This is a genomic window from Shewanella colwelliana, assembly GCF_001735525.1.
GTDB classification, from domain to species: domain Bacteria; phylum Pseudomonadota; class Gammaproteobacteria; order Enterobacterales; family Shewanellaceae; genus Shewanella; species Shewanella colwelliana.
In genome coordinates this window covers 458,742-485,469 of record NZ_MCBT01000048.1, presented here as the reverse complement: position 1 = coordinate 485,469, position 26,728 = coordinate 458,742, and the positions used below count along the sequence as shown (strand labels likewise).

The window sequence follows — 26,728 nt, the reverse complement described above, 5'->3', positions numbered from 1 at the left end:
GTTATTCCGTAGCCAAGTAACTTGGCCATAATGCTTTTTGGCGAAAGGCGAAAGCATACCACCACTTAGCTCGATCCCCAAACCTACATGTGGGGATGTGCAACAAGGCGAGAGCAAGGTCTCATTCGTGGTGTATGACAAGCAAGTTAGCGTGACTTACTGGCTTCAAGTAACGCTATAAAATCTTTTTTATTAAGCGGCTTAGAGTAAAAATACCCTTGGACAAAATCGATCCCAACAGATTTAACAAATTCTAATTGCCATTGATCTTCAACCCCTTCAGCAACAACCGTCAGGTTTAAAGCATGGCTCATCTTAGTGATAGCATTAACCAAGGCTTGTTGTTTGGGCGATTGTTGAGAGTTTCTAATGAAGCTCTTATCAATCTTCAGCTGATCAATGGGGAAATAGTTGAGGTAGGAAAGTGATGAGTAACCGGTACCAAAGTCATCTACTGCAATCTTACAGCCTTTGGCACGTAACTGTTCAAACGCTTTAATAAGATTGCTATGACCCTCCATCAACAATGACTCAGTGATCTCCAGTGTCAGTTGATCAAACGGAAAGTCGTCACCAAGGCGCGCGGCAATACGATCTATAGAGGTAAGCAGACCGTCCTGAAGTAGGTGCGACCATATCTCTTGAGTCGAAACATTAACAGACAATGAAAAACCATAGCTTGAACCATAGTGATACAGCAGGTGCATTCCCTGCTCCCGCACCCATTCACCAATTTCAACGATAGAGCCATCGGTTTCCGCAACCGGAATAAACTCAAGCGGCGAGATAGTTTCGCCTTCTCGGTACCAACGAATCAAGGCTTCAGCATGAACAACTTTGCCGGTACTGACTTCTATAATAGGTTGGTACAGCAGTTCAAACTGCTTCGTCGCTAACGCCGTTTTTAACCAAGTATGCATGAGTGCTGTACGCTCTGCTCGCTGTTGCATCCCTTGATTAAAAAATTGGTAACGCCCCTTACCTGCCTCTTTAGCTACATACATAGCTTGATCCGCACAATTTAGCAGCTTCTCTAAGGTGTGTGCATCTTCGCCAAATCGGGCAATACCAATACTCATACTGCTATATACCCGCTTACTGTCACTTAATGCATAACGTTGCTCCATTGTATTAATGATTTTCTGAGCAAAGGTGCGGATAGCGTCAATATCGCAAACATTTGGCAATAACAGCGCAAACTCATCCCCTCCGAGCCTTGCGACAGTGCCGGTGCCACCAGCTAATTTTTTTAGCCGACAGCCAACTTCGATAAGCAATTGATCACCACAATAGTGGCCCAAACTGTCATTGACCTGCTTAAAATTATCTATATCCATCAACATCAGGGTAAAACCATCGGCCTTATCAGCACGAAGCGTTAACTCGGTGATCCGTTCAAAAAGCTGTGTACGATTAGGTAACTCTGTCAAAGGATCATAGTTTGCTTGGTAATAGATGAGGTCTTGTGCCTGCTTTCGTTCACTGACATCTGAAATCAACCAGGCAAAAATGGTGTTATCGCTGCTATCGTTAAATGCCATGGCTGTAATTTCTGCATCAAAGTCTTGTCCATCAAACCTAAAAACTTTGGCCTCGCCTTGCCAATGTCCGCGCTCAGTTAATGATGCAGCAATCAACTCGCAATCAGAGTGACCGGTGATACTCAGATGCTTTGTTGGAGAAAAAACCTTCGGACGTTTATCTTCACCATTGAAAGACATTGTATTAAAAAATGTTTCATTGGCATCTAAAATATGACCTTCCGCATTGGTGGTCACTAACGCAATAGGTAATTGGTTAAAAATCGCGCTCGCTTGGCGCTGAAATTGAAAAGCGCGGCTACGTTCAATGGCCAAGCTGGCTAATCGTGCAGCTTCCTGTATCAGGATCAGATCGCTAGTGCTGGGGGATTTAATTTGGTCGTAATACATGGCAAACGTGCCAAGCACATCACCACTAATACCCTTGATAGGTTCTGACCAACAGGCCAATAGATCATGTGAAAGCGCTAGGCCTTTGAAATCAATCCAGTTGGGATGGGTGGCAATATCTTCCACAATAACACGGTTACCACTGAAGGCCGCCTCACCACAAGACCCTACGCCTTCACCAATGTTAACGCCGTGAATAGCTCGATTGTAAGCATCAGGCAGATTGGGGGCCGCGCCATTTAGTAGGCTAAGGCCATCATCACTCAGCAACAGCACAGAGGCACGAGTACCGAGTTTTTCGTACTCAATCTGTCGCACCAGTGCCGATAGGATGTTTGATAAGGGCGCACCATCCAACACCATAGTAAGGATTTTATTATAGCGCCTTATGCTGATCTCTCGATCCGCCTCTTCGCGCTCCAACGGCGTTATAGACTCATAGCCTAGATGCATCATGCCCTCCTAGCGTGCAAACTTCCTTTCACTCTACTACACAAAACTGTTTTTCACAGCTATTTGCTTATCCTTCAGCAGTGCGTTGCATCCGAGCCAGATAGAAACCGTCGAAGCCTGATTCTGCCACGCTAATATTTTCATCATCCAAAAAGACAAAATGAGGGTTATTGGCTAAGAATAGATCGACTTGTTCACGGTTTTCTTGAGGCATAATTGAACAAGTCGCGTAAATTAAGATGCCATCTACTTTCACCATACGGCTGTAACTTTGCAAAATATCTTTTTGCAACTGCACTAATACAGGCAAGCGTTCTGGGGTATCTCGCCATTTGGCATCAGGGTTACGTTTAAGTACCCCCAGGCCCGAGCACGGCACATCAAGTAATACTCTATCAGCGGTAAGTTTCAAGCGTTTAATGGTCTTACTGCTAGCAATAATTCGAGTTTCAATATTATGCGCTGCAGCGCGGCGAGCACGCTGCTTGAGGCTATCTAACTTCCACTGCTCGACGTCCATAGCTAGCAAGCGTCCCTTGCCTTGCATCTGCGCCGCTATCGATAATGTTTTACCACCAGCACCTGCACACGCATCGACAACACGCATTCCCGGTTTAGCATCAACCGCCGTTGCAACCAATTGCGAACCAGCATCTTGCTGCTCAAACAAACCATTTTTAAATGCTTCAGTTCTAAATAGGGCTGAATCAGACATCACTTCGACAGCTGTATCTACCGTTTCAACCACTTTGGTTTGCACGCCTTCTTTGGCTAACGTTTTGATCAGTTCTTCTCGCGTACCTTTGAGCAAGTTAGTCCGCAAATACCGTTTGGGTGGTGTTGCGAGTGCGGCTCGTTCGGCAGGCCATTTGTCGCCAATTTGAGTTTGCCCCAATTCATCTAACCATTCAGGGCAGCCATCAAATAGTGCGCCCTGCTGCTTTGCTTCCATGAGACGTTGGTCAAAATCAGTTTGCTCAACCTTCAACGCATACTGCATTTTAGGCAGTTCCAAACCGTGAAACATATGCCATGCATTAAGCAGCTGAGTGCCTAAACGCTCAATCTCACTACTCTTTATATCTGCCAAAAAGCAGTACAAATTAAGTCGACGTAAAATATCACCCGCCACAGCCGTGATCCGCGCTTGCTCTGCCGGCGCTAATTTAAGTCCTGAAAAATGGTGCGAGTAGGCTCTGTCTAGGGGTTTCCCTTCGTTGAGCACCATAGTGAGCACGTTAATGACTAATTCGGTTGAACTGGCTGAAAGCGGAGCATTTAGCATGATAGAGCCTACTTAAGAAAAATCGGTGAGGATCATAGGAGTAACCACTGCAATACGCAAGTGATCGAAGCGATAAACTGTGGGCAAATATAGCAGAAACAGAAAAGGTAAGCCTAAGGCTTACCTTTTCTACTCGTATCAATCGCTCTTAATAACGATGCAACCAATATATTAAAATCAGCGTTTAACTATTTTCACACTAAACTGGCAAAAAAACAGCCATAACTATCAAACTGAACTTCACTATTAACCCATCGAGCTTTAGGTAAACCATGCCCACTCAACAGAGCTTTAACCTTGATCTCTTTCAACGTCAATGTTTGTGGTTGCACAGAGAAGTTAAACCCAACCAATATGCGATCGTCAGCAGTACGGCGCTCAAACAACAACACCTTGTCATTGGCTTCAATAAATTTGATGTCACCAGTAATTAATGTTGGATGCTGCTGGCGCCACGCCAATAACTGACGATAACAATTTAAGATTGAGTCGGCATCATGCTCCTGCTGTTCAACGGCTAACGGCAAGTGTTTATCACACACTGGCAACCAAGGGCTCGTATCACTAAAGCCAGCAAATTGAGCTTGGTTGGTCCAAGGCATAGGTGTGCGACAACCATCTCGCCCTTTAAACATCGGCCAGAATGCGATGCCAAAGGGATCTTGAAGTTGCTCATACCCTATTTCAACTTCGGTTAACCCCAGTTCTTCACCTTGATAACTGCAAACACTGCCGCGCAGTGAACAAAGCAGCGCATTCAACATTTTTGCCATGTCACCATTAAAAGCCCCTTTACCCCAACGACTGGCTACACGTTGAACATCATGATTACCTATCGCCCAACAGGGCCAGCCATCGCCAATACTCTGCTCTAAGGCTTCAACGGTTTGGCGAATATATTGTGGGCTGAAATCATCAGTCAAGAGTTCAAAACTGTAGGCCATATGCAAGCGGCCATTGCCTTGAGTATATTCAGCCATGGTGGCCAGTGAATCCTCAGATGAGACTTCACCTAAGGTAACAACACCAGGATACTGATCGATCAACTGGCGCAAATCTTCGATAAAACTAACCGTCTGCGGACGAGTATTATTATAGAAGTGGTATTGGTATGCATACGGGTTATCTTCGCTAAAACCTCGCCCTTGACGCATGTCAGCAGGTTTTGCGGGGTTATCTCTGAGCAGCTCATCATGATAGCAAAAGGTGATCGCATCCAGTCGGAAGCCATCTACCCCTTTGTCTAACCAAAACTTGACGTTGTCGAGCACGGCCGCGCGTACATCGGCATTATGGAAGTTCAGATCCGGCTGGCTAGTCAAAAAGTTATGCAAATAGTATTGCTGACGACGCGGTTCCCACTCCCAGGCGCAGCCACCAAATATCGCTAGCCAGTTATTCGGCGGTGTGCCGTCTTCTTTGGGATCGGCCCAGACATACCAATCCTGCATAGGATTTAATTTGTCTTGGCGACTTTCCACAAACCACTGATGCTGCGATGACGTGTGACTCAACACTTGGTCGATAACGACTTTAATATCTAGGCTGTGTGCTTTGGCGATCAGCTCATCGAAATCCGCCATGGTGCCAAATAAGGGGTCAATCGCTCTGTAATCGCTAATGTCGTAACCAAAATCTTTCATTGGCGATTTAAAAAATGGAGATATCCAAATCGCATCAACATTTAGGCTCGCAATATAGTCTAGTTTGGCGATGATCCCTTGCAGATCACCTACGCCATCGCCATTGGAATCCATAAGGCTACGAGGATAGATCTGGTAGATGACTGCACCTCGCCACCAAGAAACTTGATTCATTATTGCCCCTATGCGCATATCGCGTAGCTTTCGCTGTTGGTTAAAGCGCGCTGCGTTACGCCAATGTTACCCACAAGTTGTCGATAACTTATGTTATTAGAATGAAACGAGCATACGCATCCACTAAATCGGGTTCAATATCCCTGCATACGTATGCATAACTATTCTTGTTAAAACACACCTCAACAGCGATAATAAATAGCTAATAAAAACATTGGTATAAATTATAATTGCCGGTTACTAATTGCAGTGAAAATGGCCAATATTGATGGATAAAATTACCCCGAGCTACTTTTGAATACGTATGCATAATATTGTTTGGTGCTTCGAAGCGGGAGTAGTATCGTCACTGCTACATAACAACTTAGAAACAAGTAAAATAACAAGCAACACTCAATCACTCTATTGCTTAACTTTGCCATTAAATGCGACCTTAACGCACAACGATTGCAAACAGACCGGTAGAGTGAAAAAAGGGGAAGATGGATGTTTCAATTTAAACCTAGCCTACTCACACTCGCTATGATTGCGGCCGGCGCCAGTGTACAGGGCTACGCAGCAGAAGAAGTAAAAACTGATGTTGAGCCGCAGGCTCAAGAACAGTCAATCGAAGTCATTCAGGTCACCGGTATTCGCCGTAGCCTACAAGAATCTCAATCGCTTAAAATGTCTTCATCATCTATCGTTGAAGCTATTTCAGCAGAAGATATCGGTAAACTCCCAGATGTGAGTATCGCCGAATCACTGGCCCGTCTTCCAGGTGTTGCAGCTCAACGCTTAGATGGTCGCGCAAACGTTATCTCTATCCGGGGTCTGGGTCCTGACTTTACGACAGCAACCTTAAATGGTCGCGAGCAAGCCTCGGTCAACGATAACCGTGGTGTTGAGTTTGATCAATACCCTTCTGAACTCCTCAACCGAGTGGTTGTGTATAAGACTCCTGATGCCTCAGTAATGGCGCAAGCCATTGGTGGTACAGTGGATATGCAAACCATTAGCCCACTGACTTATGGCGAGCAAACTATCGCCGTTTCACTTCGTGGTGAGATGAATGATTTGGGTGCGCTCAATAGCGGCTCAACGGATAAAGGCTATCGTGGCAGCATCTCTTATGTCGACCAGTTCGCCGACGAAACCATTGGTATCGCTATTGGTTACGCGCGTATGCAGTCGCCTAACCAAGAGGAACGTTGGCAAGCATGGGGCTATCCAGAACTTGACTATGATGCGGCCAACCCAAAGGTGCTTGGTGGTGCTAAGCCTTTCGTTCGTTCAAGTGAACTCGAACGTGATGGCGTAATGGCGGTATTTGAATATCAGCCAAACGACAGCTTTAAGTCAGTGGTTGATGTTTATTACACTAAATTTAAAGACGATCAGCGTCTACGTGGTATCGAGATCCCAGGCCAATGGGGTGCTGGTTGGGGTAATACAGGTATTACCGCGCTTGAAACTGAAGATGGCCTCGTCACTAAAGGTACTATCAATGATGCAGCGGTTATTGTACGTAACGACGTCAATATTCGTGATGCTAAATCACTATCAATTGGTTGGAACAACAAGTTCACTATCAATGATAACTGGAGTGTAGAAGCCGATATCGCCCTGTCAAAAGCAGAACGTACTGACCTCGGTATGGAAAGCTACAGCGGCACTGGCCGTGGTAACGGTAATGGCGCCACAGATACATTAGGCTTTGAATACAATGGCCAAGGCGGTTATGACTTTACCCATAATTTAGATTATGCAGACCCGAACTTGATTAAACTGGGTGGCGCGTTCAGCTGGGGTAACCCAATAGGCCCAGATAGCCAAGATGGCTTTATCAACAAACCTGAAATTGACGATGAACTAAAATCTCTGCGTCTTGCCGCAGAGTATGTATTCGACGATGGCGCCGTGCGTAGTATTCAATTTGGGCTTAACCGCACCGATCGTGATAAGAGCAAACGCGATAACGGTTACTACTTAACTTTAAAAGATTATCCAAACATGATGACAGTGCCGGATAAGTACCTACTTGATCCAACCTCACTGGCCTTCTTTGGTATGGGCGACATGCTAAGTTACGATTCATTAGCCTTCTACAACGATGGCAATTACATCGAAACCAACGCTGATTCCGTTGACCTAAGCCGTGCGACGAACTCTTGGGATGTCTATGAAGAGGTAACGACCGCCTTTGTTAAGGTCAACCTTGAAACGGAACTCTGGGATCTTCCCATCACAGGTAATGTCGGTCTGCAAGCTGTGCACACAGATCAAAGCTCTGATGGCACCATCGCAACGGTAGACAGTGGTACCGTCATCAAGACACCAATTACTGCTGGTGATACCTACACAGAATGGTTACCCAGCATCAACTTAGGTTTTGAAGTGGCTGAAGGCCAGATGGTTCGTGTTGCGGCAGCGCGTACCCTTACCCGTGCTCGTATGGATAAGATGAATGCTAACGTTAACTTTAGCTACAATGCTAACCCAACTGACGGTGTCAACTGGTCTGGTGGTGCGGGTAACCCATACCTAAAGCCTTGGCTTGCCCGTCAGTACGACATCAGCTACGAGAACTACTTTAGCGACCAAGGTTACTTTGCCTTAGCCGTGTTCTACAAAGATCTTGAAAACTATGTCTATGATCAGCAGTCAGCATTTAACTTTGGTGAACTTTTCCCAGACCAACCAGGTAACCCAATTGGTCTAGTGACTCAGCCACAAAATGGCCAAGGCGGCTATGTTCAAGGCATCGAAGCGTCTCTGTCGCTAGACTTTGGCATCTTCGCTGACACCCTTGATGGTTTTGGTACTATCTTAAGCGGTACCTATAACGACAGCGAAGTCAAAGAAACAGCCGACAGCGAAGCAACAACCTTACCGGGTTTGTCTGAAAAGACTTTCAACGCGACGGTTTACTACGAAAACAGTGGCTTTGATGCACGCATCAGCTCTCGCTACCGCAGCGACTTCTTAGGTGAAGTGACCAAGATCAGTTTGCAACGTGAAAACGTTAACATCAAAGCCGAAACGGTCGTTGATGCGCAAATTGGTTACGACTTCTCTGAAAGTGGTATCGACGCCCTTTATGGCCTGTCAGTGCTATTGCAAGTGAACAACTTGACCAATGAGCCATTCACCTCTTACTTTGGTGATGACAAACGTGAAGTACGTGACTTCCAAAACTACGGTCGTAACTACATGCTAGGGGTGAACTACAAGTTCTAATTAACTAGCCCCACATAAAACGCCTCTGTAATCCTGTTACGGGGGCGTTTTTTTACTAGCGGCCTATTAGGGACAACTGAATGAACACAAAGGTTAAACACGTAGTAATTGTCGGTGGAGGTAGCGCGGGTTGGATGGCGGCAGCGATGCTGTCACGCCTGATGGGCCAACAACTCAATATCACGCTTATAGAATCGCCTGATATAGCGACCGTTGGTGTGGGTGAAGCGACGATCCCGCCGCTGCAAGTGTTTAACCAAGCCCTTGGGATCAGTGAGCCCGACTTTATCAAAGCGACACAAGGCACCTTTAAACTCGGGATTGAATTTGAAAACTGGTATAAAAGAGGCGACAGCTATATGCACGCCTTTGGCCAATTCGGTAAAGATCTAGCCTTAACCCCCTTTCACCACTACTGGCTTAAATCTAAACCTGCGGACACGGCCAGCTTTTGGGATTACTCTCTCAATTATCAGGCGGCTAAAGCCAACCGCTTCACTCCCTTAGCCACGATCAAGGGCCCAAGCCTTCCGGGTATCACTCACGCTTATCATTTTGACGCTACGCTGTATGCAGCCTTGCTAAGCGAGCGTAGCCAACAACAGGGCGTAACACGTATTGCGGCGAAGGTAGGCGACGTTCATCTTAATCAATACAATGGCTTTATAGACAGCTTAACGCTAGAGAATGGTCAGTCTATCAAGGGCGATCTGTTTATCGACTGCTCTGGCTTCAAGGGGTTACTTATCGAAGAGGCGCTCAAAACGGGTTATGACGATTACAGTCACTGGCTATTGTGTGATAGCGCACTTGCAGTGCCGTGCAAACCCACAACACTGACAATCCCCTACACTCGCTCTATTGCCCACCAAGCGGGCTGGCGCTGGCGCATTCCGCTCCAACACCGAACGGGTAATGGCATTGTCTATAGCAGCCAATTTATGAGTGATGAACAAGCTCAAAAGGAGCTTTTAGACAACCTCGATAATGAAGCCATAGGGACGCCAAAACAGCTACGCTTCACCCCAGGCCGACGTCTTAAGCAGTGGCATAAAAACTGTGTATCGCTCGGACTCTCAAGTGGGTTTCTTGAGCCGCTAGAATCCACCAGTTTACACCTTATCCAATCTGGACTTATTAGGCTGATTAAACTGTTTCCAACCCTAGATATGCCAAGCAGCTACCAAGATGAATATAACCGCCAGTCTAAACGTGAGTTTGAGCAGATCCGCGACTTTATTATTCTCCACTACCGGCTCAATCAACACCAAGAACTGCCGTTTTGGCGATATTGCCAAACCATGGCAATCCCTGAGAGTCTGCGGGAAAAAATTGAGCTGTTTGAACAAACAGGCAATGTATTTAGGCATCAAGAAGAGCTCTTTTCAGAAGCCGCATGGGTGCAAGTCATGTTGGGGCAAGGCATAGTCCCACAGCGCTGTCACCCCCTCACAGAGGGCTTAACTGGACAGCAATTATCACAATTCTTGAGCGATCTCTCTGGGATCTACCGCAACAGCTGCGATCAACTCCCATCCCATGACCAATTTATTCATCATCACTGCCGCGCCCCTGCGCAGCACGATGCATAGTAAAGGAATTAGAATATGTTTAAGTTTTCCACCGCGATACTGCTCCTTGCGGGCAGCTCCTTACTGAGCGTAGCTACTCCCCTAGCCCTTATGGCCGATGAAGCTGTCACAAAGTTAAGAGTCGAGCCCCTTAACTGGTGGGCAGGCATGAAGAATCCTCAGTTGCAGCTGATGGTACATGGTCAGAGCATTGCTGACAGTAAGGTTAGCATTGAAGCAAAACAGATTAAGGTGTTGGGTGTGCAGCACAGCGATAACAAAAACTACCTGTTTATTGATCTCGATACGACCAACGCCCCAGCACAAGCATTCTCTATTACGTTAACTAATATAGATGGCTCCAAGCATACCTTGGCATACCAGCTAAAAGCTCGCGAGCCCGGCAGTAAACAGCGCCAGGGGTTTTCCAACAAGGATGCTATTTATCTCATTACCCCCGACCGTTTCGCCAATGGCGACCCAAACAATGACAACCATCCAAAAATGTTAGAACTGGCCAATCGCGCTGATAAAGACGGTCGCCATGGCGGCGATATTAAGGGAATGATTGATAATCTTGATTACCTTGAAGATCTTGGTGTAACCCAGTTATGGATCAATCCACTGACCGAAAATAATCAGGCGCAATATTCCTACCATGGCTATTCAGTCACCGACCATTATCAGATTGATCCCAGGTACGGCACAAACGAGGACTATCGCCAACTGTCACTGCGTGCCCGTGATAAAGGCATTGGCATCATTGCCGATGTAGTCGTCAATCATATCGGCTCTAATCATTGGTGGATGGCTGATCTGCCCAGTAAAGATTGGGTTAACTATCAGCCCAATGACCATAGTGCTAACAAACAGATTGGATTTACCAGTCATCGCCGCACCACAGTCCAAGACCCCTATGCGGTGAGCAGCGACACACAAGCGTTTACCGACGGCTGGTTTGTCGACACCATGCCAGATCTTAATCAAAGAAATCCGCTGCTCGCGACTTACCTCATCCAAAATAGTCTCTGGTGGATAGAACACGCTGGGCTTAGCGGTATACGTGAAGACACTTACTCCTACGCAGATAAAGGCTTTTTAATTAAATGGGCTAAGGCAATCATGGATGAATACCCTAACTTTAACATTGTCGGAGAGGAGTGGACCGCGAACCCCATTACCGTCTCTTACTGGCAAAAAGGTAAACACAATCAAGATGGCTATCAATCTGAACTGCCAAGCCTCATGGACTTCCCCCTATACGAAACCCTGATTAGTGCCTTGAATGAGCCCGAAGGATGGGACACCGGCTTTATTAAACTTTACGAGTTTCTTGGTAACGATGTGGTTTACGCTGACCCCACACAACTGGTGTTATTTGAAGGTAACCACGATACTAACCGCCTATACAGCCTGTTGGGTGATGATATCGCCCTCACGCAGATGGCGATGGCTTATGTCCTCACCAGTAATCGCATTCCGCAGCTATTTTATGGAACAGAAATTTTGATGCAAAGTCCAACAAAGGATAGAAATGATGGCGCGGTACGCGCCGATATGCCCGGTGGGTGGCAGGATGATACTATCTCAGCATTTGATAGCAAAGGGCTAATGCAATCACAATTGGCGATACAGCAGTTCACAAAACGGTTACTCAACTACCGTCGAACGTCTGCAGCGATTATCGATGGCGGACTGCGTCACTTAGTGCCACAAGATGGCGTTTATCTACAAGTCAGATGCGAAGATAAAGCCTGCGCTAAGGGCGCTAGTCTACTGGTTATCTACAACAAAAATGAGACGTCAACTGAAGTGGAGCTGGCACGTTTGGGGGAGCTTATCAATACCAGTGCCACAGGTTATAACATTATTACCCAAGCACCACAGCCACTAGATCAAGCTATTGTGTTAGCGGGCAAAGGCGTGACCCTCATTGACTTAACAGGAAAGCGCTAATGACTCTTCAACGCTTTACGCCCCTTATAGCCTTAGCAGCCATCGCGGGCGCTTGGCTGCCATGTAACTTAAATGCGGCATCCAAATCTGATCCAACGCAGGCCTTGGCACCTAGTGCAGACATTACCGCTGAAAAACCCGTTATCTACCAGGTGTTCACCCGCCTTTTTGGCAATACCAATACCACCAATAAGCCATGGGGAACCATTGCAGATAATGGCGTGGGTAAGTTTAGCGACTTCACTCCCCTAGCCCTTGAAAGTATCCACGCCTTAGGCGTTAGCCATATCTGGTATACAGGTGTGCCCCATCATGCTGTGGTCAATGACTACAGAGACATAGGGATCAGTCTAGACGACCCCGATGTAGTAAAAGGCAGAGCGGGATCGCCCTACGCGGTTAAAGATTACTACAATGTTAATCCAGACTTGGCTGACAACCCAGCTAATCGATTAGCAGAGTTTGAGGCCTTAATTGCGCGCACACACCAAGCAGACATGAAAGTCATTATCGATATAGTGCCCAATCATGTCGCTCGCCACTACCAATCGCTTGCTAAACCATCTGGGGTGAGCGATTTTGGGGAGCAAGATAATCGCACGGTTCAATACGATAAAAACAACAACTTCTATTATGTTGTCGATACCCCGTTTAGCGTCCCCAAATTGCAGCAGCAGCCACTTGGTGGCCAACCCCATCCCTTAGTGGATGGCCAGTTTGTCGAGTCGCCAGCCAAATGGACTGGAAACGGCTCACGTTTGGCCAAACCTGATGCCAATGACTGGTATGAAACAGTAAAAATAAATTATGGCGTGAGACCAGACGGAACATTCGATTTTCCGCGTCTTCCCAAAGGCTTTGAAACGAAAACGGCTGCTGAACACTTTATATTCTGGAGTAACATTTCCGCAAGCGAAATCCCAGACTCATGGAAGAAGTTCAATCAAATCGTCCAATACTGGTTAGCTAAGGGCGTAGACGGCTTTCGCTATGACATGGCAGAAATGGTACCCGTCGAATTTTGGAGCTATCTTAATAGTCAGATAAAACACACTAGCCCTAATGCACTGCTACTTGCGGAGGTCTACACCCCATCACGTTACCGAGATTATATTCACTTGGGGAAAATGGACTATCTGTATGACAAAGTTGGCCTCTATGACACTCTAAAGGCCATTATCCAAGGTCAGCAGTCAACCAGTGCAATCGAAACCGATCGCCTGAATGTTGTCGATATTGCCTCCCATATGCTGCACTTTTTAGAGAACCATGATGAACAGCGCATAGCCAGCCCTGAATTTGCAGGAGATCCTATCAAAGCACTGCCAGCAATGGTGGTATCAGCGACCTTGAGTAACGCCCCCACCCTAATCTACTTTGGCCAAGAGGTCGGTGAAGATGGCAGCGAAAATGCGGGTTTTGGTCAGCCCTCAAGGACCAGCATTTTTGATTATGTTGGTGTGCCGGCTCATCAGCGCTACATGAATGATGGGAAATTCGACGGTGGTCAATCCACATTGAAAGAACGTAAATTGCGAAAGTACTACGCCAACTTGCTCAACCTATCCCATAATGCCTCTGCGTTAAGGGGCAAATATGCGCTGCTACCACTAAAGCCAGTTAGCGCACAGCCCAATAATGACCGAGGACAATTTGCACCGCCGCAGCAAAACACCAATGACAAGCTGTTCGCTTTCTCACGATACGATAGTCAGCAGCAACTCATTATCGCGGTTAACTTCAGCGCAGAACCCCAAAATCTTGATATCCATCTACCTAAATCGCTTATCGCAACGTGGCAACTTCGTCAGCGCAGCTACGAATTAATTGATCTGCTCAATATAAGCGCTAAGCAAAATCCCTTAAACCTTAAAGTTACTAATCCATCGCTACCATTGAGCTTGCAACCCTATCAATCTGTGGTGTTATCCCTGCAACCTTAAGCAATGAGGTTGAATTAAAAGTCCGTTCCTTAAACACAAAAACCCCATTATTAACAAATAATGGGGTTTTTACTTTTGGGAACCAGCCTACTTACCGCTGTCTGTCCAAGGGTTAAAATTTGGCTTATCACTGGCTGCCTGCTTAGACTCCACACGTGAACTCGTCTTTTTTGTCAGCGGAGTTTGCGCTTGTGACTTAGCAGGCTTTGCTGTGCGTGGTTTTGCTTTAGATTTATCGGTTTGTTTACGCTTGCCATTTTCATCGCGCTGAGCTTTAGGCACGTAATTAAGTACCGACACTGGCACTGCTTTACGGGGCATAAAACCTGCGACGTCACGCCTGTCCAATAGATGTCCAAGGCGACTTTCAATCATGCAAAGATTCTTAAAATCGTCCTTTGAGACCAAAGATATCGCTTGCCCTTCAGCGCCCGCACGCCCTGTTCGGCCAATCCGGTGCACATATTCATCGGCAGGAAATGGCAGATCATAGTTAATCACTAATGGAAGGTTGTCGATATCGATACCACGCGCAGAGATACCAGTTGAGATAAGATACTTAATCTTCCCTGACTTAAAGTCAGCTAAGATCTGCTCACGGATTACTTGTGTACGGCCACTATGGATACAATCCGCTTCGATGCCACGCTTTTCAAGTTGAGCCACCAATTTCGCTGCACCGTGTTTGGTCTCAATAAATATCAGCGCTTGCGGCCAGCGATATTGTTGGATCAAGTGACTCAAGAGTGCAGATTTTTGATCTTTATCCACAGTAGTGAGCCACTGATCAATATTGGGTTTACTTTGCTCATGCTGAGTGACCGACAGGTGAATCGCATCAGGCGCAGCTTCTTTAGCCAGTTCACGTACCTGACGAGACAAAGTGGCTGAAAAAAGCAAATTCTGACGAACTGGCGGTAGTTGTTCGACTATTTTATTAATATCTTCAATAAAGCCCATGTCTAACATGCGATCAGCTTCATCTAAAACTAGTACTTTTATTTCATCAAAATGGATCGAGCGCTGCGTATAGAGATCTCTCAATCGACCTGGCGTCGCAACGACAATATCGACGCCATCAATTAAGGCTTGTTTTTGGGGGGCTAAGTCCACGCCGCCATAAACGGCTAACGACTTAAGATTTAAATGCTTTCCATATGCTTGAATGCTGCTTTGCACCTGCACAGCTAGTTCTCGAGTCGGTGTTAAAATTAGCGCTCTGGCGCGCTTTTTACGCTGAGTTTCACCACTGGCAAGTTTCTCTAAAATGGGTAGAACAAAAGTGGCGGTTTTACCGCTGCCCGTTTGCGCCGCAGCAATAAGGTTCTTGCCTTTAAGCGCCAATGGTATCGCTTCGCTTTGAATAGGCGTAGGTTTTTGGTATCCCAACTCGGTGACAGCATCAACAATAGCAGTGGAAAGTCCAAGATTTGAAAATAGCATTTAGGTTCTCAGCGTAAAAATGGCAGTTAAAATAGAGCAGTTAAAATAAGAAGATACTTACTGTCGCTTACGCGGCAATGTGGCCATGAGTATAACAGAAGAATCCCCTATCGCCCCAATACTCTAGGCTAGAAATGTACCTCATTGGGCCTATCAGTCACAAATCTTCCAAGCAATAGCTAGTACGTAGCCCGCTAGGAATGAACACACTCGCTTAAATTGACGTATAGGCTCTAATAAAAACAGACACTAAATTAGCTTTTACCTGCGTTTACAGGTATTAATTAACTTAGGTTCCGATCAATTTTACCCTTGTTCGGTAACATTGCTGTATTGGTGCTCCAATTAATGTGATTCAATTAATGTGATTCAAATGCTGCCACAATGACGCTAAGCAGTAGTTCTACTCAAAGGAATGATTATGCCTTCATTGCATTTCCCGCCATCGCCACATCATAGCCTCAACGACAGTCTAACGCTTTGGCGTAAGCAAATTTTTAGCCGCCTGTTTGGTTTGTTAGCCATATTCTGTGTGCCTGTCTATTTCACCAGTGTTTACCTTTGTATCGAGCAAGATCTTTGGGTCATGGCGCTATTTGATACTTTCGCTTATGGTCTGCTTCTTTACATATTGCTAGCGCCAGCACCCACCGATAGACAGCGATTCACTTTGGGGTGTTTCTTAGCCTATAGCATAGGTGTGGCCTTTGTTATCACGATTGGCCCCACTGGCGCTGGATTCTTCTGGCTGTTTGTATTCCCGCCACTGTCAAGCATTTTACTCGGTAAAAAAGCAGGCAACGTAGCGCAGATAATCAATGCCTCCAGTTTAGTAGTTATCGGGATCGGGTACAGCGCTAACGTATTTCAGTGGCCATTAACTCAAGGCTATAGCCCCCTTATTTGGTATGTCGTCAGCATTAACTTTGTCGTGACCAATGCAATGTTAACCCTATCTACCTCATTTTTACTGGGTAAACTAACCCGTTCATTACAATCAACGCTAGCGTCCAGACAGGCCACTGTGATGGGGTTAGCAAAGCTGGCCGAATACCGTGATAACGAAACAGGAGCCCACCTTATTCGTATTCAACATTATGCCAATATGCTGGCTAAACAGTTAAAGTCTGAAGGCCATGCACCAGAGCAAGTCACCGACAGTTTTATAAAAGAGGTGACTTTATCTGCCATTTTGCATGACATTGGCAAAGTGGGTATTGCCGATGCTATTTTACTGAAACCAGGCCGACTCAGCCCCGCAGAATTTGAACAGATTAAGGCACATTGTGCCATTGGACATGACGTGCTTAATAGCTTGGGGAACTATGCACCGCAGTGCCAGTTTATCCGTATGGGTAAAGAAATAGCCGGCGGGCATCATGAAAAATGGGATGGTAGTGGTTATCCAAACGGGCTTAGCGGTGATGACATTCCTCTTTCGGCGCGCCTAGTTGCTTTGGTCGATGTGTATGATGCTCTGACCTCTCCGCGTTGCTATAAACGACCTTTATCGCACCAAGAGGCCGTTGCAAGCATTGTTGGGTCAAAAGGCACCCATTTTGACCCAACACTTGTTGACAGCTTTATGGCAATACATCATCAATTCGAAAAACTGTCGAGCGCCTCATTAGCACAGTGACAGTTTAAAAACCTAAGTCTCTGTGCTTTCTAAAGGCTTCTTCTTTAGTACAGGTCTATGTTTAGTTAAGCTTAGGATCAAGGCACCGAAAAACACAGCAATCACGATGGAGACTATACGCATGAGCTCTGCAGAAAATGACTCAACGCCTTGGTGCTTAATTACTTGGTAAGTCAGCACCACAAAGTTAGTAAACAGCAATTGATAAACACTCAGCCGACATTGACGACGAATCGCAAACCCTGCCAGTTGCAGCCCAAGGAAAATGGTTAACCCCAGCAGTGCCCAGGTCGCTATGCCAAAGGTCACCGCTAACATCAAGGGTAAGGTGAATAACACACCAACCACTGTAGTAATAATTTTTTGCTGGCTAAAGGTGCGATGCTCATTGGGGCTAGGGATTTTAATCATAGTGGCAATCGTTATTGCAATCAGCATGGTTTGTGTTGTCCCAAGACCTATTAGTGCTTGCAACACTATGTACATCGCCGTTGTTTTGAACACAATAAGGCCGATATGAGTTTCTGCCGCTTCACTGGTTACATCATCTGGCAATATATCTTGCTCATCCCCCGGAAACAGCACAAAGCTTATAGATGTCACCATGATCGCCACCACAAATGCTTCAAACATCATCCAAGGCAGAATATCAATAGGTGCACCAAACTGCTCACTTAACACCGTCATAATGATCACAACCAAGGTCACCAGCGTTGAGATCAGATCTTTGGGATCGTGATGACTACGATAAAAGCTCCAAAACAGCATTGACCAGCAAAACAGCGCATAACCAGTTGGTGAATCAATTAATAACCCCCCAAAAAACACCACTCCAAAGCTGATGAACAACAGCACTAATAACAGTTTTAGCAACATATTCAGTGGCGGTTTTGAGGGCATGATGGTGAGAAATACGACCACAAAAATAGGGGGCAAAATCGGCATGGGTGAACCGGTATACTGCAGATAAAACAGCAGTAATACCGGAAAAAATACTAGCCGAATAATGGGGTTCGCAGCACTATGAAACATAGGTCCACACACTTAATATACGCATCCATATTCCGGCTAACCACTCACCAAAGCCACTTTGCTCAGTGAAGAAAGCCACGGTTGCTTGCGATCCATAACGTATGTTGCTTGGCACTTCGCCATGTTCGAATACTATGTTAACGGGATAACGCTGCGCATTTATCGAATTAGTATCGGCCATCAAAAATCCCGTTGCTTGATCAACGTTATTACTGCCGCCCGTCCCCCAACCTATACTATCAACCTTGCCTTGCAGTACTCGTCCGGGCAAAGCATCTAATACAATTTTTACCCTTTGGCCCACACGAATATGTTCAAGTGAATTTTCTCTCACTAATGCTGAGATCCAAACACCCCGCGGATCGATAAACGTCAACATTGGCGTCCCCACACTAGCCTTTTGTCCAAGCGTAAGCTGGAGGTTAGTCACGACGCCTTTTGAAGGTGCGATAATCTTGGTTTTTTGCAGATCAAGTTGTGCTTGTTCGAGCTTCGCCATGGCAGATAAAATCTGGGGATTGTTCTCCCCCTCAGGCCCCAAATTCTGCTTAGCTTGTGCAAGTGATGCTTCAGCGGCAGCGAGATTGGCTTGAGCACGATCTCTCGCTTCAATCGCATTATCTAGCTCTGCCTGACTCAGCACACCTTGCCCAGCAAGTTCCATAACACGTCCAGCCTGCTCTTTAGCGTTATTACGCGCAGCTATGGCATCGACCACTTTAGCTTGAGCCACTTCAACTGCAGCGGTATTGGCGCCAATGGCTTGTCCGGCGAGGGCCAAATTGGCTTGGGCAGATTGCACACTTATCTCATAGTTTCTGGGATCGATACTAAACAGTGCGTCTCCGGCACCAACCACTTGGTTATCTTTAACATTTACTTCAGTAATATTACCCGCCACCTCGGTGGCAACCCTGACTAAATAGGCATGAACTCTTGCCTCGCCAGTCATTGGTGTTACCCGGTCAGCCCACAGGCTATAAAGCCAAACGACTAAAATTAGTCCTATGATATAAAAACTCATTTTACGGGATGATTTTTCGGCTGCGGACATGCTCGTTACTCTATGAATTTTGATATGAAGATGTTAATCAGCAAGGTAGCATGTTTCAAGCTTTGTGGCTAAAAAAACAAGGTGTAAGGTGCTTATCAGCCTTATAACAAACCGCTTGTCTGTGCTGATACAAAACCTCATTGCCCTTACTTAAACAAGCGTTACATCACTGACATGGCGCCGCGTTTATCGGCCTTGAACACAGCAACTGAGTTTACGTTAAGCCACAACCACTAACTAGCGGCTATTTGAAACACAGCCTCATTCACTCACATCATTGCGGCTATCATACCTAGCTGCGTTGTATGGCCAGCCTGTACTCGTAAAAAATGACATCATCACAGGGGGGGCAGTTAGATGCTTTAATGAAGCCTAACTTTTGCAGCAACGTCGCTGAGGCTGTGTTATCAGCAGCGACGCCCCCTATAAGTCTCGCCCAAGGGCCAATTTGCCTTGCATGATGCATAAATCCTTGCAGCAATTCACTCGCCAAACCTTGACGCCAATATTGCTCATCAACCAGATAGCCAATATGTGCGTCCTTATGTTCGTCAACAAAGATAAACAGCATACCAATGATGACAGACTCACTCCGCTTTTTCACAATAAGCAATTGGCTTTCAGTTATCATCCGACTAAGCCATCTCTGCGCAGCAGCTTTTGTGTTCACCCCATTAAAGTAAGGGGGTAAGTTCTCAACAACTTTGGGGGCCAGTAATTGCGGCAATGTGTTTAATAACGCCTCGCGCTGATCAGCGGTCATATCGAGTGTGACTTCAGCCACGTTTAATCTAGTGGTATCAAATGATATTGCCATTGCCGTTACCTAATAAAATAAGCCTAATGATATCGAGCACACATACAGCTTGCCCCATGATGCTAACCACACTGTGATTAGCATCATGGGGGAGCATCACTGCGGTGACAATTAACCAGCGTCTAGCGGGTGTATGCGATGTTCCCCGTGGCATTAAAATGCCATGTTTACTTTCTCAACGTCATCACCCACTCCACTAACACAAAAAATGGCACTTAAGCCTAGGACACGTGAATACGTATGCAGATAATTGCTACTACGCTATGTTAGCTTCTACCATGGGCCAAAACAATTCCTGACCACGGAGTGTCTATGGGCCCTATTCTCACCAAGCAGTTGAAAAAACCTTTTTCGCTGTTACCACAAAACCTTGTTGCGCTAACATTGACGTTGTTGACCAGCGTTGGTCTCGCGACTTCCTCAGGCCATGCCGTCGCAAAAAGTGTCAAGGTCACATCGCCAGACAAACAGATAACGGTAACATTAAGCGATGATGATGTACGCCCATACTATCAGGTGACATTCCAAGACCAAAGTGTCATTAATCCGTCATCACTTGGACTCGTTTTTCAATCCTTAGGTGAATTTGGTGAAGGATTTAACATCACCAAGGTTGTGCACACAAAGACGGCTGACCGATGGCAGCAACCTTGGGGCGAGCGCGAGTGGATAGATGACGTTCATAATCGCATCCTGGTTCAATTAAGCAACGCACGCTATTCGTTCTCCGTTGAAATTAAGGCCTTCGATGATGGGCTTGGTTTCCGCTATCACGTGCCAAAGCAAGCCCATCTTGGAAAGCTAAATATCACCAAAGAACTCACTGAGTTTGTGGTCCCCAATCCTGACAAAACAACCGCATGGTGGATACCTGCGCGAGGGTGGAATCGCTACGAATACCTTTATCAAACATCCTCGATAGCAAAAATCGATCGAGTACATACCCCGTTTACCTTTAAACTCGATAGTGGTGTGCACATGAGTATTCATGAAGCTGCATTAGTCGATTACGCCGCCATGACACTCGATCAACGCCGAGATGGCACACTGCAAGCCAATTTAACCCCATGGTCAGATGGAATAAAAGTTAAAACTGAAGCAGGGTTTGTCACGCCATGGCGCACCATACAAATATCAGACAATGCCGTAGGCTTACTCAACTCTGATTTAATCCTAAATTTTAACGAACCCAACACCTTAGGCGAGGTAGATTGGGTGGAGCCGAGTAAGTATGTGGGGATCTGGTGGGGCATGCACTTAAACGAGAACACCTGGGGCTCTGGTGAAAAACACGGCGCTACCACCAAAGAGACCAAACGTTACATGGACTTTGCCGCCGACAACGGTTTTGCAGGCGTGTTAGTTGAAGGTTGGAATATAGGTTGGGATGGGAGTTGGTTTAATAACGGTGATGTGTTCAGTTTTACAGAGGCTTATCCCGATTTCGATTTACCCCAGATCGCCGCCTATGGGAAAAGCAAAGGCGTGAGGCTAATTGGTCATCACGAAACATCAGGATCGGTAACCAACTACCGAAAACAGATGAATAATGCTTATGATCTTTATCAACGCAACGGGGTCACACAAGTGAAAACTGGGTATGTGGCCGATGGCGGTGACATAAAACGGGTTGACGAACAGGGCGTTACTCGCCACGAATGGCATGATGGCCAGTTTATGGTCAATGAATACCTTTATAGTGTTACTCAAGCCGCCAAGCGCCAAATCAGTATTAATACCCATGAACCCATTAAAGATACTGGACTACGCCGAACTTACCCTAACTGGATAAGTCGTGAAGGTGCTCGCGGACAAGAGTTTAACGCATGGGGCACACCCCCTAATAATCCCTCGCACACCACCACCCTTGCCTACACTAGAATGCTCGCAGGGCCGATGGATTTCACCCCTGGTATATTTGACTTAGCGCCGAAGGGTTTAGATGCGATTAATCGGGTACAAACCACCCTAACAAAACAACTGGCACTTTATGTGGTGCTGTATAGCCCAATTCAGATGGCGGCGGATTTACCGCGTAACTATCAAAAACATCCAGAAGCGTTCCAATTCATCAAAGATGTCCCCACAGATTGGCACCAAAGCCGAGCGATTGCTGGCGAAGTGGGAGAATATGTAGTGTTTGCTCGCCAAGAGCGCGGTGGTAAAAGCCAAGGTAAAGATTGGTACTTAGGCGCAATCACTGATGATGAACCGCGTAACGTAAAAGTGCGATTGGACTTCTTGGACACAGATACCGAGTATGAAGCGCAAATCTACCGTGATGGAGATAAAGCAAATTGGCAAACAGCACCTTACGACTATGTAATTGAACATCGACGGGTTAACGCAAGTGACCTCCTAACGTTAAAGCTAGCCAGCAGTGGCGGCAGTGCTATTCGTTTCAAAGCACTTAACTAACGCCTTTGAACTATAAGTGCTGAGCGAGCGTTGCAAGTTCTCCCATGTCGCCATAAACCAAAAAACTCGCCAACAATAGATACTGCTGACGCTATGTAGCGGTATCTAATGTTGACGTTTATCCCTATCTCTTACTGCCTGCTTGACGTCCAACTACGCTTTATTACTGCCACATTTTTTATCCGTACCGCGCTAGATTGATTGTCCATTACAATAAAAAGTTTGTTACTCTAGGTGGTGAATTTTTAAGCCGCGAATTGTCATGACATTCGCAGCGCCAATGCACAGCAACAATAATAAAAAATAGCCATAACGAGGTAATGATGATTCACCGACTCTACACGAAAAACGTATCCCGTTTGTTGATGCTTTCGCCACTCATATTCAGTACCGCGGTGATAGCACAAACACCTGTAACCCCGATGAAAGCGCCTTCGAGTGAAGATCTGCGCCTGTACGACATCGCAGAGGCACCACAACCCAATCGCCTTTTAGCGGATATTCAAACTTTAGTAAACTTTGGCACCCGCCACACCTTATCTGACCCAAGTTCAACGACCCAAGGCATTGGCGCTGCTCGGCGCTGGATCAAGGCAGAATTTGAACGCATATCAGCCCAGTGCGGCCAGTGTTTAGAAGTAAGAGAAGTCAGCGCGAATGTCTCAGGTAAACGCATTCCTAATGCTACCGAAGTGGTCAATATCATTGCCATTCAAAAAGGTATTAACGACCCCAAACGCGTTGTCATCATGAGTGGTGATATCGATTCTCGCGTCACCGATGTCATGAACGCGACGTCACTGTCACCAGGGGCTAATGATAATGCCTCTGGTGTAGCGGGGGCATTGGAGGCAGCACGCGTGCTCTCTCAATATCAATTTGAAGGCAGCATTGTTTATGCAGCCCTCTCTGGCGAGGAGCAAGGCTTATATGGCGGTGCTCAATTGGCCGAATACGCTACGCAACAAGGCTGGCAAGTCGAAGCGGTGCTAAACAACGACATGATTGGCAATATCGAAGGGATAAACGGCGTTGTTAGTAATCAGACTGTGCGGGTTTTTTCTGAAGGTGTGCGCATTGCAGAAACACCAAGCGAAGCAAAAGAGCGCTATTTCAGTGGTGGAGAGAACGATTCGGCCTCACGTAACGTGGCGCGCCATATAAAATCACTTGCCGATCAATATATGACTAACCTCGATGTTCAGCTTATCTATCGTCTTGACCGTTTTGGTCGAGGTGGTCACCATCTGCCCTTTAATAAAGCAGGACTGCCCGCGGTGCGGATCATGGAAACCAACGAAAACTACCACCGCCAGCATCAGGATATCCGGATAGAAAATGGTATTGCCTATGGCGATGTCATTGAAGGCGTTGACCCTATGTTTGCCGCAAAATTAACGGCTCTCAATGCCATCAGCCTTGCATCCATGGCTTGGGCGCCAACTCCGCCGAAGCTAGTCACAATAAGTGGACAAGTCTCTGCCGATACTCATTTGACCTGGCAGCCATCAAGCAGTTCATCCGTCACGGGTTACCGTGTCTATTGGCGATTAACCACTGACAGTGAATGGCGCTACAGCCGATATGTTGGCGATGTCAGGCAATTTACCTTTAACAACTTGGTTATCGACAACTATCTATTTGGTGTGGCTGCTGTCGGAAATAATGGCAATACCAGCCCGGTAGTATTCCCTGGTGCTGCGGGCGCTTTTTTTAGTCAATAATCTTTTATCCAGCAGCGTAAGCTAATGGCTTGCGCTGCCGTAAGCACTGCCTGTTACCACTATACATTGCACCGAATACCCAAAACCAATTTCAACGCGATCATCAATGGCAACATCGGCTAATAGTACGGTGTGTGGATACTGCCTTTTCGCATCCTCAATAGCATTGGACGTCGAAGCCGCCTCACCTTTTGGAAACACGTACAATATATTGGTTTGACAGCTATAGCCATTAACCTTACCCAGCCATAGTAATCCGTTACTCGATACCGAACTAAATGTCTTGTCGATGAACGAGCCATGCTTTGCGGTATTACAGCCCAAAAGCACCAGACAAGATGCTAATAACACGCTAAATTTTAACTTCATTAAAACGCAAACTCCTGTGGCCAACGCCCAAAGGTTAATATTAGGCTGCGCGTTGGTTAATAGATAATGATGAATACGTATGTAATCAGTTGTGGCAGAAATCGTCTCAAGGTTAACATGCAAAGGTGTTAAATTTCATCTTGTGTTGTATTGGTGAAATTGACCAGGTCGAATCTTCTCAAATTAACAGCGCATCCTTTGACTTTAGTTTGAGCAGCACTAGTGTCTCTATCTACTCATCTCGGCTTAGCCTTGAGAAAGTAGATCCCTAGTTTTTGGCGAATACCCGTTGAGGGAAGCGTGTATTCGCTATTTTTTTGACCTGTGGCTGTGCGCTGTCACAAACACTAACGACCACGTGGATACTCCACGGCCCAATGTAGACGCCTTACAATTAACAATAACAAGAGAAAAATGGATGTCTGAACCTCAATCTAATGCTCAACAACCGCTGCGTATTAAGCCAGTGTTGAGCTTTTGGCAAATCTTTAATATGTGTTTTGGCTTTCTAGGCATCCAATTTGGTTTTGCCCTACAAAATGCCAACGTCAGCCGTATTTTTCAAACTTTGGGTGCGTCAATCGACGAGATCCCAATACTATGGATAGCCGCACCACTTACCGGCCTGCTGGTTCAGCCTATTATTGGCTACATGAGCGACAACACATGGGGGCGCCTCGGTCGACGTCGCCCCTATTTCCTCATTGGTGCTATCTGCACCACCTTAGCCATTTTCGTTATGCCACACTCTCCAGTTTTGTGGGTAGCCGCAGGGATGTTGTGGATCATGGATGCATCAATCAATATCGCCATGGAGCCTTTTAGAGCACTGGTTGGTGACAACTTGCCTAATCGTCAACGTGCCTTAGGTTATGCCATGCAAAGCTTCTTTATTGGCATTGGCGCTGTGGTCGCATCGGCCTTACCCTATATATTGACTAACTATTTTGATGTCGCCAATACGGCCCCTGCAGGAGAAATTGCCGATTCTGTGCGTTACGCCTTTTACTTTGGTGGTGCTGTATTGTTAGTCGCGGTTTGCTGGACTGTGTTGACCACTAAAGAGTATTCACCGGAACAACTGGCTGAGTTTGAGTCAAATAGCCCTATCACCAATGAACAAGTCTATAGCCGTAGCTGGCAGGCCTATCGTAAAGCGGCCATCATTTGGAGCGTACTTGGTCTGTTACTCACTGTGATCGTTATGGTAAACGCACTCGACAAGCAGCTTTATATTCTAACCATAGGACTCTTTGCCTTTGGTCCACTGCAGTGGTATTGCAGTCAGCGACTAAAACAAACGAGCAACGCCAATCGTCACCAACAAGGGATGGTATTTAGCGTAGTCGATTCGCTGTTTCACATGCCAAAAGCGATGCACCAACTGGCGTTTGTACAATTTTTTTCATGGTTTGCACTGTTTTCCATGTGGATTTACACCACAGCAGCAGTAACCGACTACCACTACGGCACTCAAGATGTGTTGTCAAAAGCCTACAACGACGGCGCAGATTGGGTGGGCATGCTGTTCGCTTCATACAACGGCTTTGCCGCATTAGCGGCGATACTCATTCCGTTGTTAGCCATGGCTGTTGGGCTCAAGTTAACCCACTTGATTAATCTTTTTTGCGGTGGACTCGGCCTTATTAGCTTCTACTTTATTCAAGACCCCAGTCTATTATGGATCCCTATGATAGGTGTAGGTATCGCTTGGGCCTCAATTTTATCTATCCCGTACGCTTTACTGGCCAATGTGTTACCGGCTGGCAAGATGGGGATCTATATGGGGATCTTTAACTTCTTTATTGTGATCCCTCAGTTACTCGCTGCGAGTGTATTGGGGGTAATTTTAAATACCTTTTTCGACGGTAAGCCGATCTTTGCGCTCATTATGGGCGGAAGTTTTATGCTGCTGGCAGGAATAAGTGTGTTGTTTGTTTCATCAAATGCTGCAGATTAACAGTCTGCTTGCCGTATAAAATCAAGCGCATATATAAAGCAATAATGAGCGAGTAGGATGCCGTAGACACTGTTATAACAGCTTATTTAATAATAGC

17 protein-coding genes are annotated in these 26,728 nt (G+C 46.2%); 8 read left to right on the top strand and 9 right to left on the bottom strand.

The window, feature by feature from the left end:
* Positions 1-146 precede the first annotated feature (146 nt).
* The 3 genes from BEL05_RS20040 to BEL05_RS20030 form a co-directional block, all read right to left on the bottom strand.
* A complete protein-coding gene (locus BEL05_RS20040; protein ID WP_069672191.1) occupies positions 147-2,384 on the bottom strand; it encodes a bifunctional diguanylate cyclase/phosphodiesterase in 2,238 nt (745 codons plus the stop codon).
* A gap of 67 nt (positions 2,385-2,451) precedes the next feature.
* Positions 2,452-3,669: an RsmB/NOP family class I SAM-dependent RNA methyltransferase gene (locus BEL05_RS20035; RefSeq protein ID WP_069672190.1), complete on the bottom strand. Its 1,218-nt coding sequence runs from the start codon at positions 3,667-3,669 to the stop codon at positions 2,452-2,454.
* Between the two features lie 194 nt (positions 3,670-3,863).
* Complete coding sequence (locus BEL05_RS20030) at positions 3,864-5,486, bottom strand: alpha-glucosidase family protein (RefSeq protein ID WP_069672189.1); 1,623 nt, start codon at positions 5,484-5,486, stop codon at positions 3,864-3,866.
* Between the two features lie 486 nt (positions 5,487-5,972).
* Between BEL05_RS20030 and BEL05_RS20025 the strand changes: the two genes are divergently transcribed.
* The 4 genes from BEL05_RS20025 (at position 5,973) to BEL05_RS20010 (ending at position 14,175) form a co-directional block, all read left to right on the top strand.
* Positions 5,973-8,705, top strand: a complete 2,733-nt coding sequence (locus tag BEL05_RS20025) for a TonB-dependent receptor (RefSeq protein WP_069672188.1) — start codon at positions 5,973-5,975, stop codon at positions 8,703-8,705.
* A gap of 80 nt (positions 8,706-8,785) precedes the next feature.
* Positions 8,786-10,297: a tryptophan halogenase family protein gene (locus tag BEL05_RS20020; RefSeq protein WP_069672187.1), complete on the top strand. Its 1,512-nt coding sequence runs from the start codon at positions 8,786-8,788 to the stop codon at positions 10,295-10,297.
* 15 nt (positions 10,298-10,312) lie between these two features.
* Positions 10,313-12,232, top strand: coding sequence for a glycoside hydrolase family 13 protein (locus tag BEL05_RS20015; protein WP_069672186.1), 1,920 nt, complete (start codon positions 10,313-10,315; stop codon positions 12,230-12,232).
* Positions 12,232-14,175, top strand: a complete 1,944-nt coding sequence (locus tag BEL05_RS20010; protein WP_083250403.1) for an alpha-amylase family glycosyl hydrolase — start codon at positions 12,232-12,234, stop codon at positions 14,173-14,175. The genes BEL05_RS20015 and BEL05_RS20010 overlap by 1 nt, the downstream gene beginning before the upstream one ends.
* An 87-nt stretch (positions 14,176-14,262) precedes the next feature.
* On the opposite strand, the gene BEL05_RS20005 is transcribed toward BEL05_RS20010, so the two are convergent.
* A complete protein-coding gene (locus BEL05_RS20005) occupies positions 14,263-15,618 on the bottom strand; it encodes a DEAD/DEAH box helicase (RefSeq protein WP_069672185.1) in 1,356 nt (451 codons plus the stop codon).
* Between the two features lie 421 nt (positions 15,619-16,039).
* On the opposite strand from BEL05_RS20005, the gene BEL05_RS20000 reads away from it, so the two are divergent.
* Entirely contained in the window at positions 16,040-17,257 is a 1,218-nt protein-coding gene (locus tag BEL05_RS20000) for an HD-GYP domain-containing protein (RefSeq protein WP_051412816.1), read from the top strand.
* 12 nt (positions 17,258-17,269) lie between these two features.
* Here BEL05_RS20000 and BEL05_RS19995 read toward each other — a convergent pair whose 3' ends face one another.
* From BEL05_RS19995 to BEL05_RS21115, 4 genes are all read right to left on the bottom strand, one after another.
* Positions 17,270-18,289, bottom strand: a complete 1,020-nt coding sequence (locus tag BEL05_RS19995; protein WP_069672184.1) for a DUF2955 domain-containing protein — start codon at positions 18,287-18,289, stop codon at positions 17,270-17,272.
* On the bottom strand, positions 18,279-19,343 hold the full coding sequence (locus tag BEL05_RS19990; protein ID WP_069672183.1) for an HlyD family secretion protein: 1,065 nt from the start codon (positions 19,341-19,343) through the stop codon (positions 18,279-18,281). The genes BEL05_RS19995 and BEL05_RS19990 overlap by 11 nt, the downstream gene beginning before the upstream one ends.
* Positions 19,344-19,635: 292 nt before the next feature.
* Positions 19,636-20,160 (bottom strand): GNAT family N-acetyltransferase, encoded by a 525-nt coding sequence (locus BEL05_RS19985; RefSeq protein ID WP_069672182.1) that lies wholly within the window; start codon positions 20,158-20,160, stop codon positions 19,636-19,638.
* Positions 20,144-20,314, bottom strand: coding sequence for a hypothetical protein (locus BEL05_RS21115; protein ID WP_156029352.1), 171 nt, complete (start codon positions 20,312-20,314; stop codon positions 20,144-20,146). Before BEL05_RS21115 ends, BEL05_RS19985 begins: the two co-directional genes overlap by 17 nt.
* 158 nt (positions 20,315-20,472) lie before the next feature.
* Here BEL05_RS21115 and BEL05_RS19980 point away from each other — a divergent pair, with 158 nt between their 5' ends.
* The gene (locus tag BEL05_RS19980) at positions 20,473-22,578 is read left to right on the top strand and encodes a glycoside hydrolase family 97 protein (RefSeq protein ID WP_069672181.1); all 2,106 of its coding nucleotides are present in this window, start codon (positions 20,473-20,475) and stop codon (positions 22,576-22,578) included.
* A 323-nt stretch (positions 22,579-22,901) separates the two neighbouring features.
* The gene (locus tag BEL05_RS19975) at positions 22,902-24,302 is read left to right on the top strand and encodes a M28 family metallopeptidase (protein ID WP_069672180.1); all 1,401 of its coding nucleotides are present in this window, start codon (positions 22,902-22,904) and stop codon (positions 24,300-24,302) included.
* A 21-nt stretch (positions 24,303-24,323) separates the two neighbouring features.
* Here the strand turns inward: BEL05_RS19975 and BEL05_RS19970 are convergent, their stop codons facing one another.
* Positions 24,324-24,671 (bottom strand): hypothetical protein, encoded by a 348-nt coding sequence (locus BEL05_RS19970; RefSeq protein WP_083250402.1) that lies wholly within the window; start codon positions 24,669-24,671, stop codon positions 24,324-24,326.
* A 418-nt stretch (positions 24,672-25,089) separates the two neighbouring features.
* On the opposite strand from BEL05_RS19970, the gene BEL05_RS19965 reads away from it, so the two are divergent.
* On the top strand, positions 25,090-26,631 hold the full coding sequence (locus tag BEL05_RS19965; protein ID WP_051412822.1) for an MFS transporter: 1,542 nt from the start codon (positions 25,090-25,092) through the stop codon (positions 26,629-26,631).
* Positions 26,632-26,728: the final 97 nt, after the last annotated feature.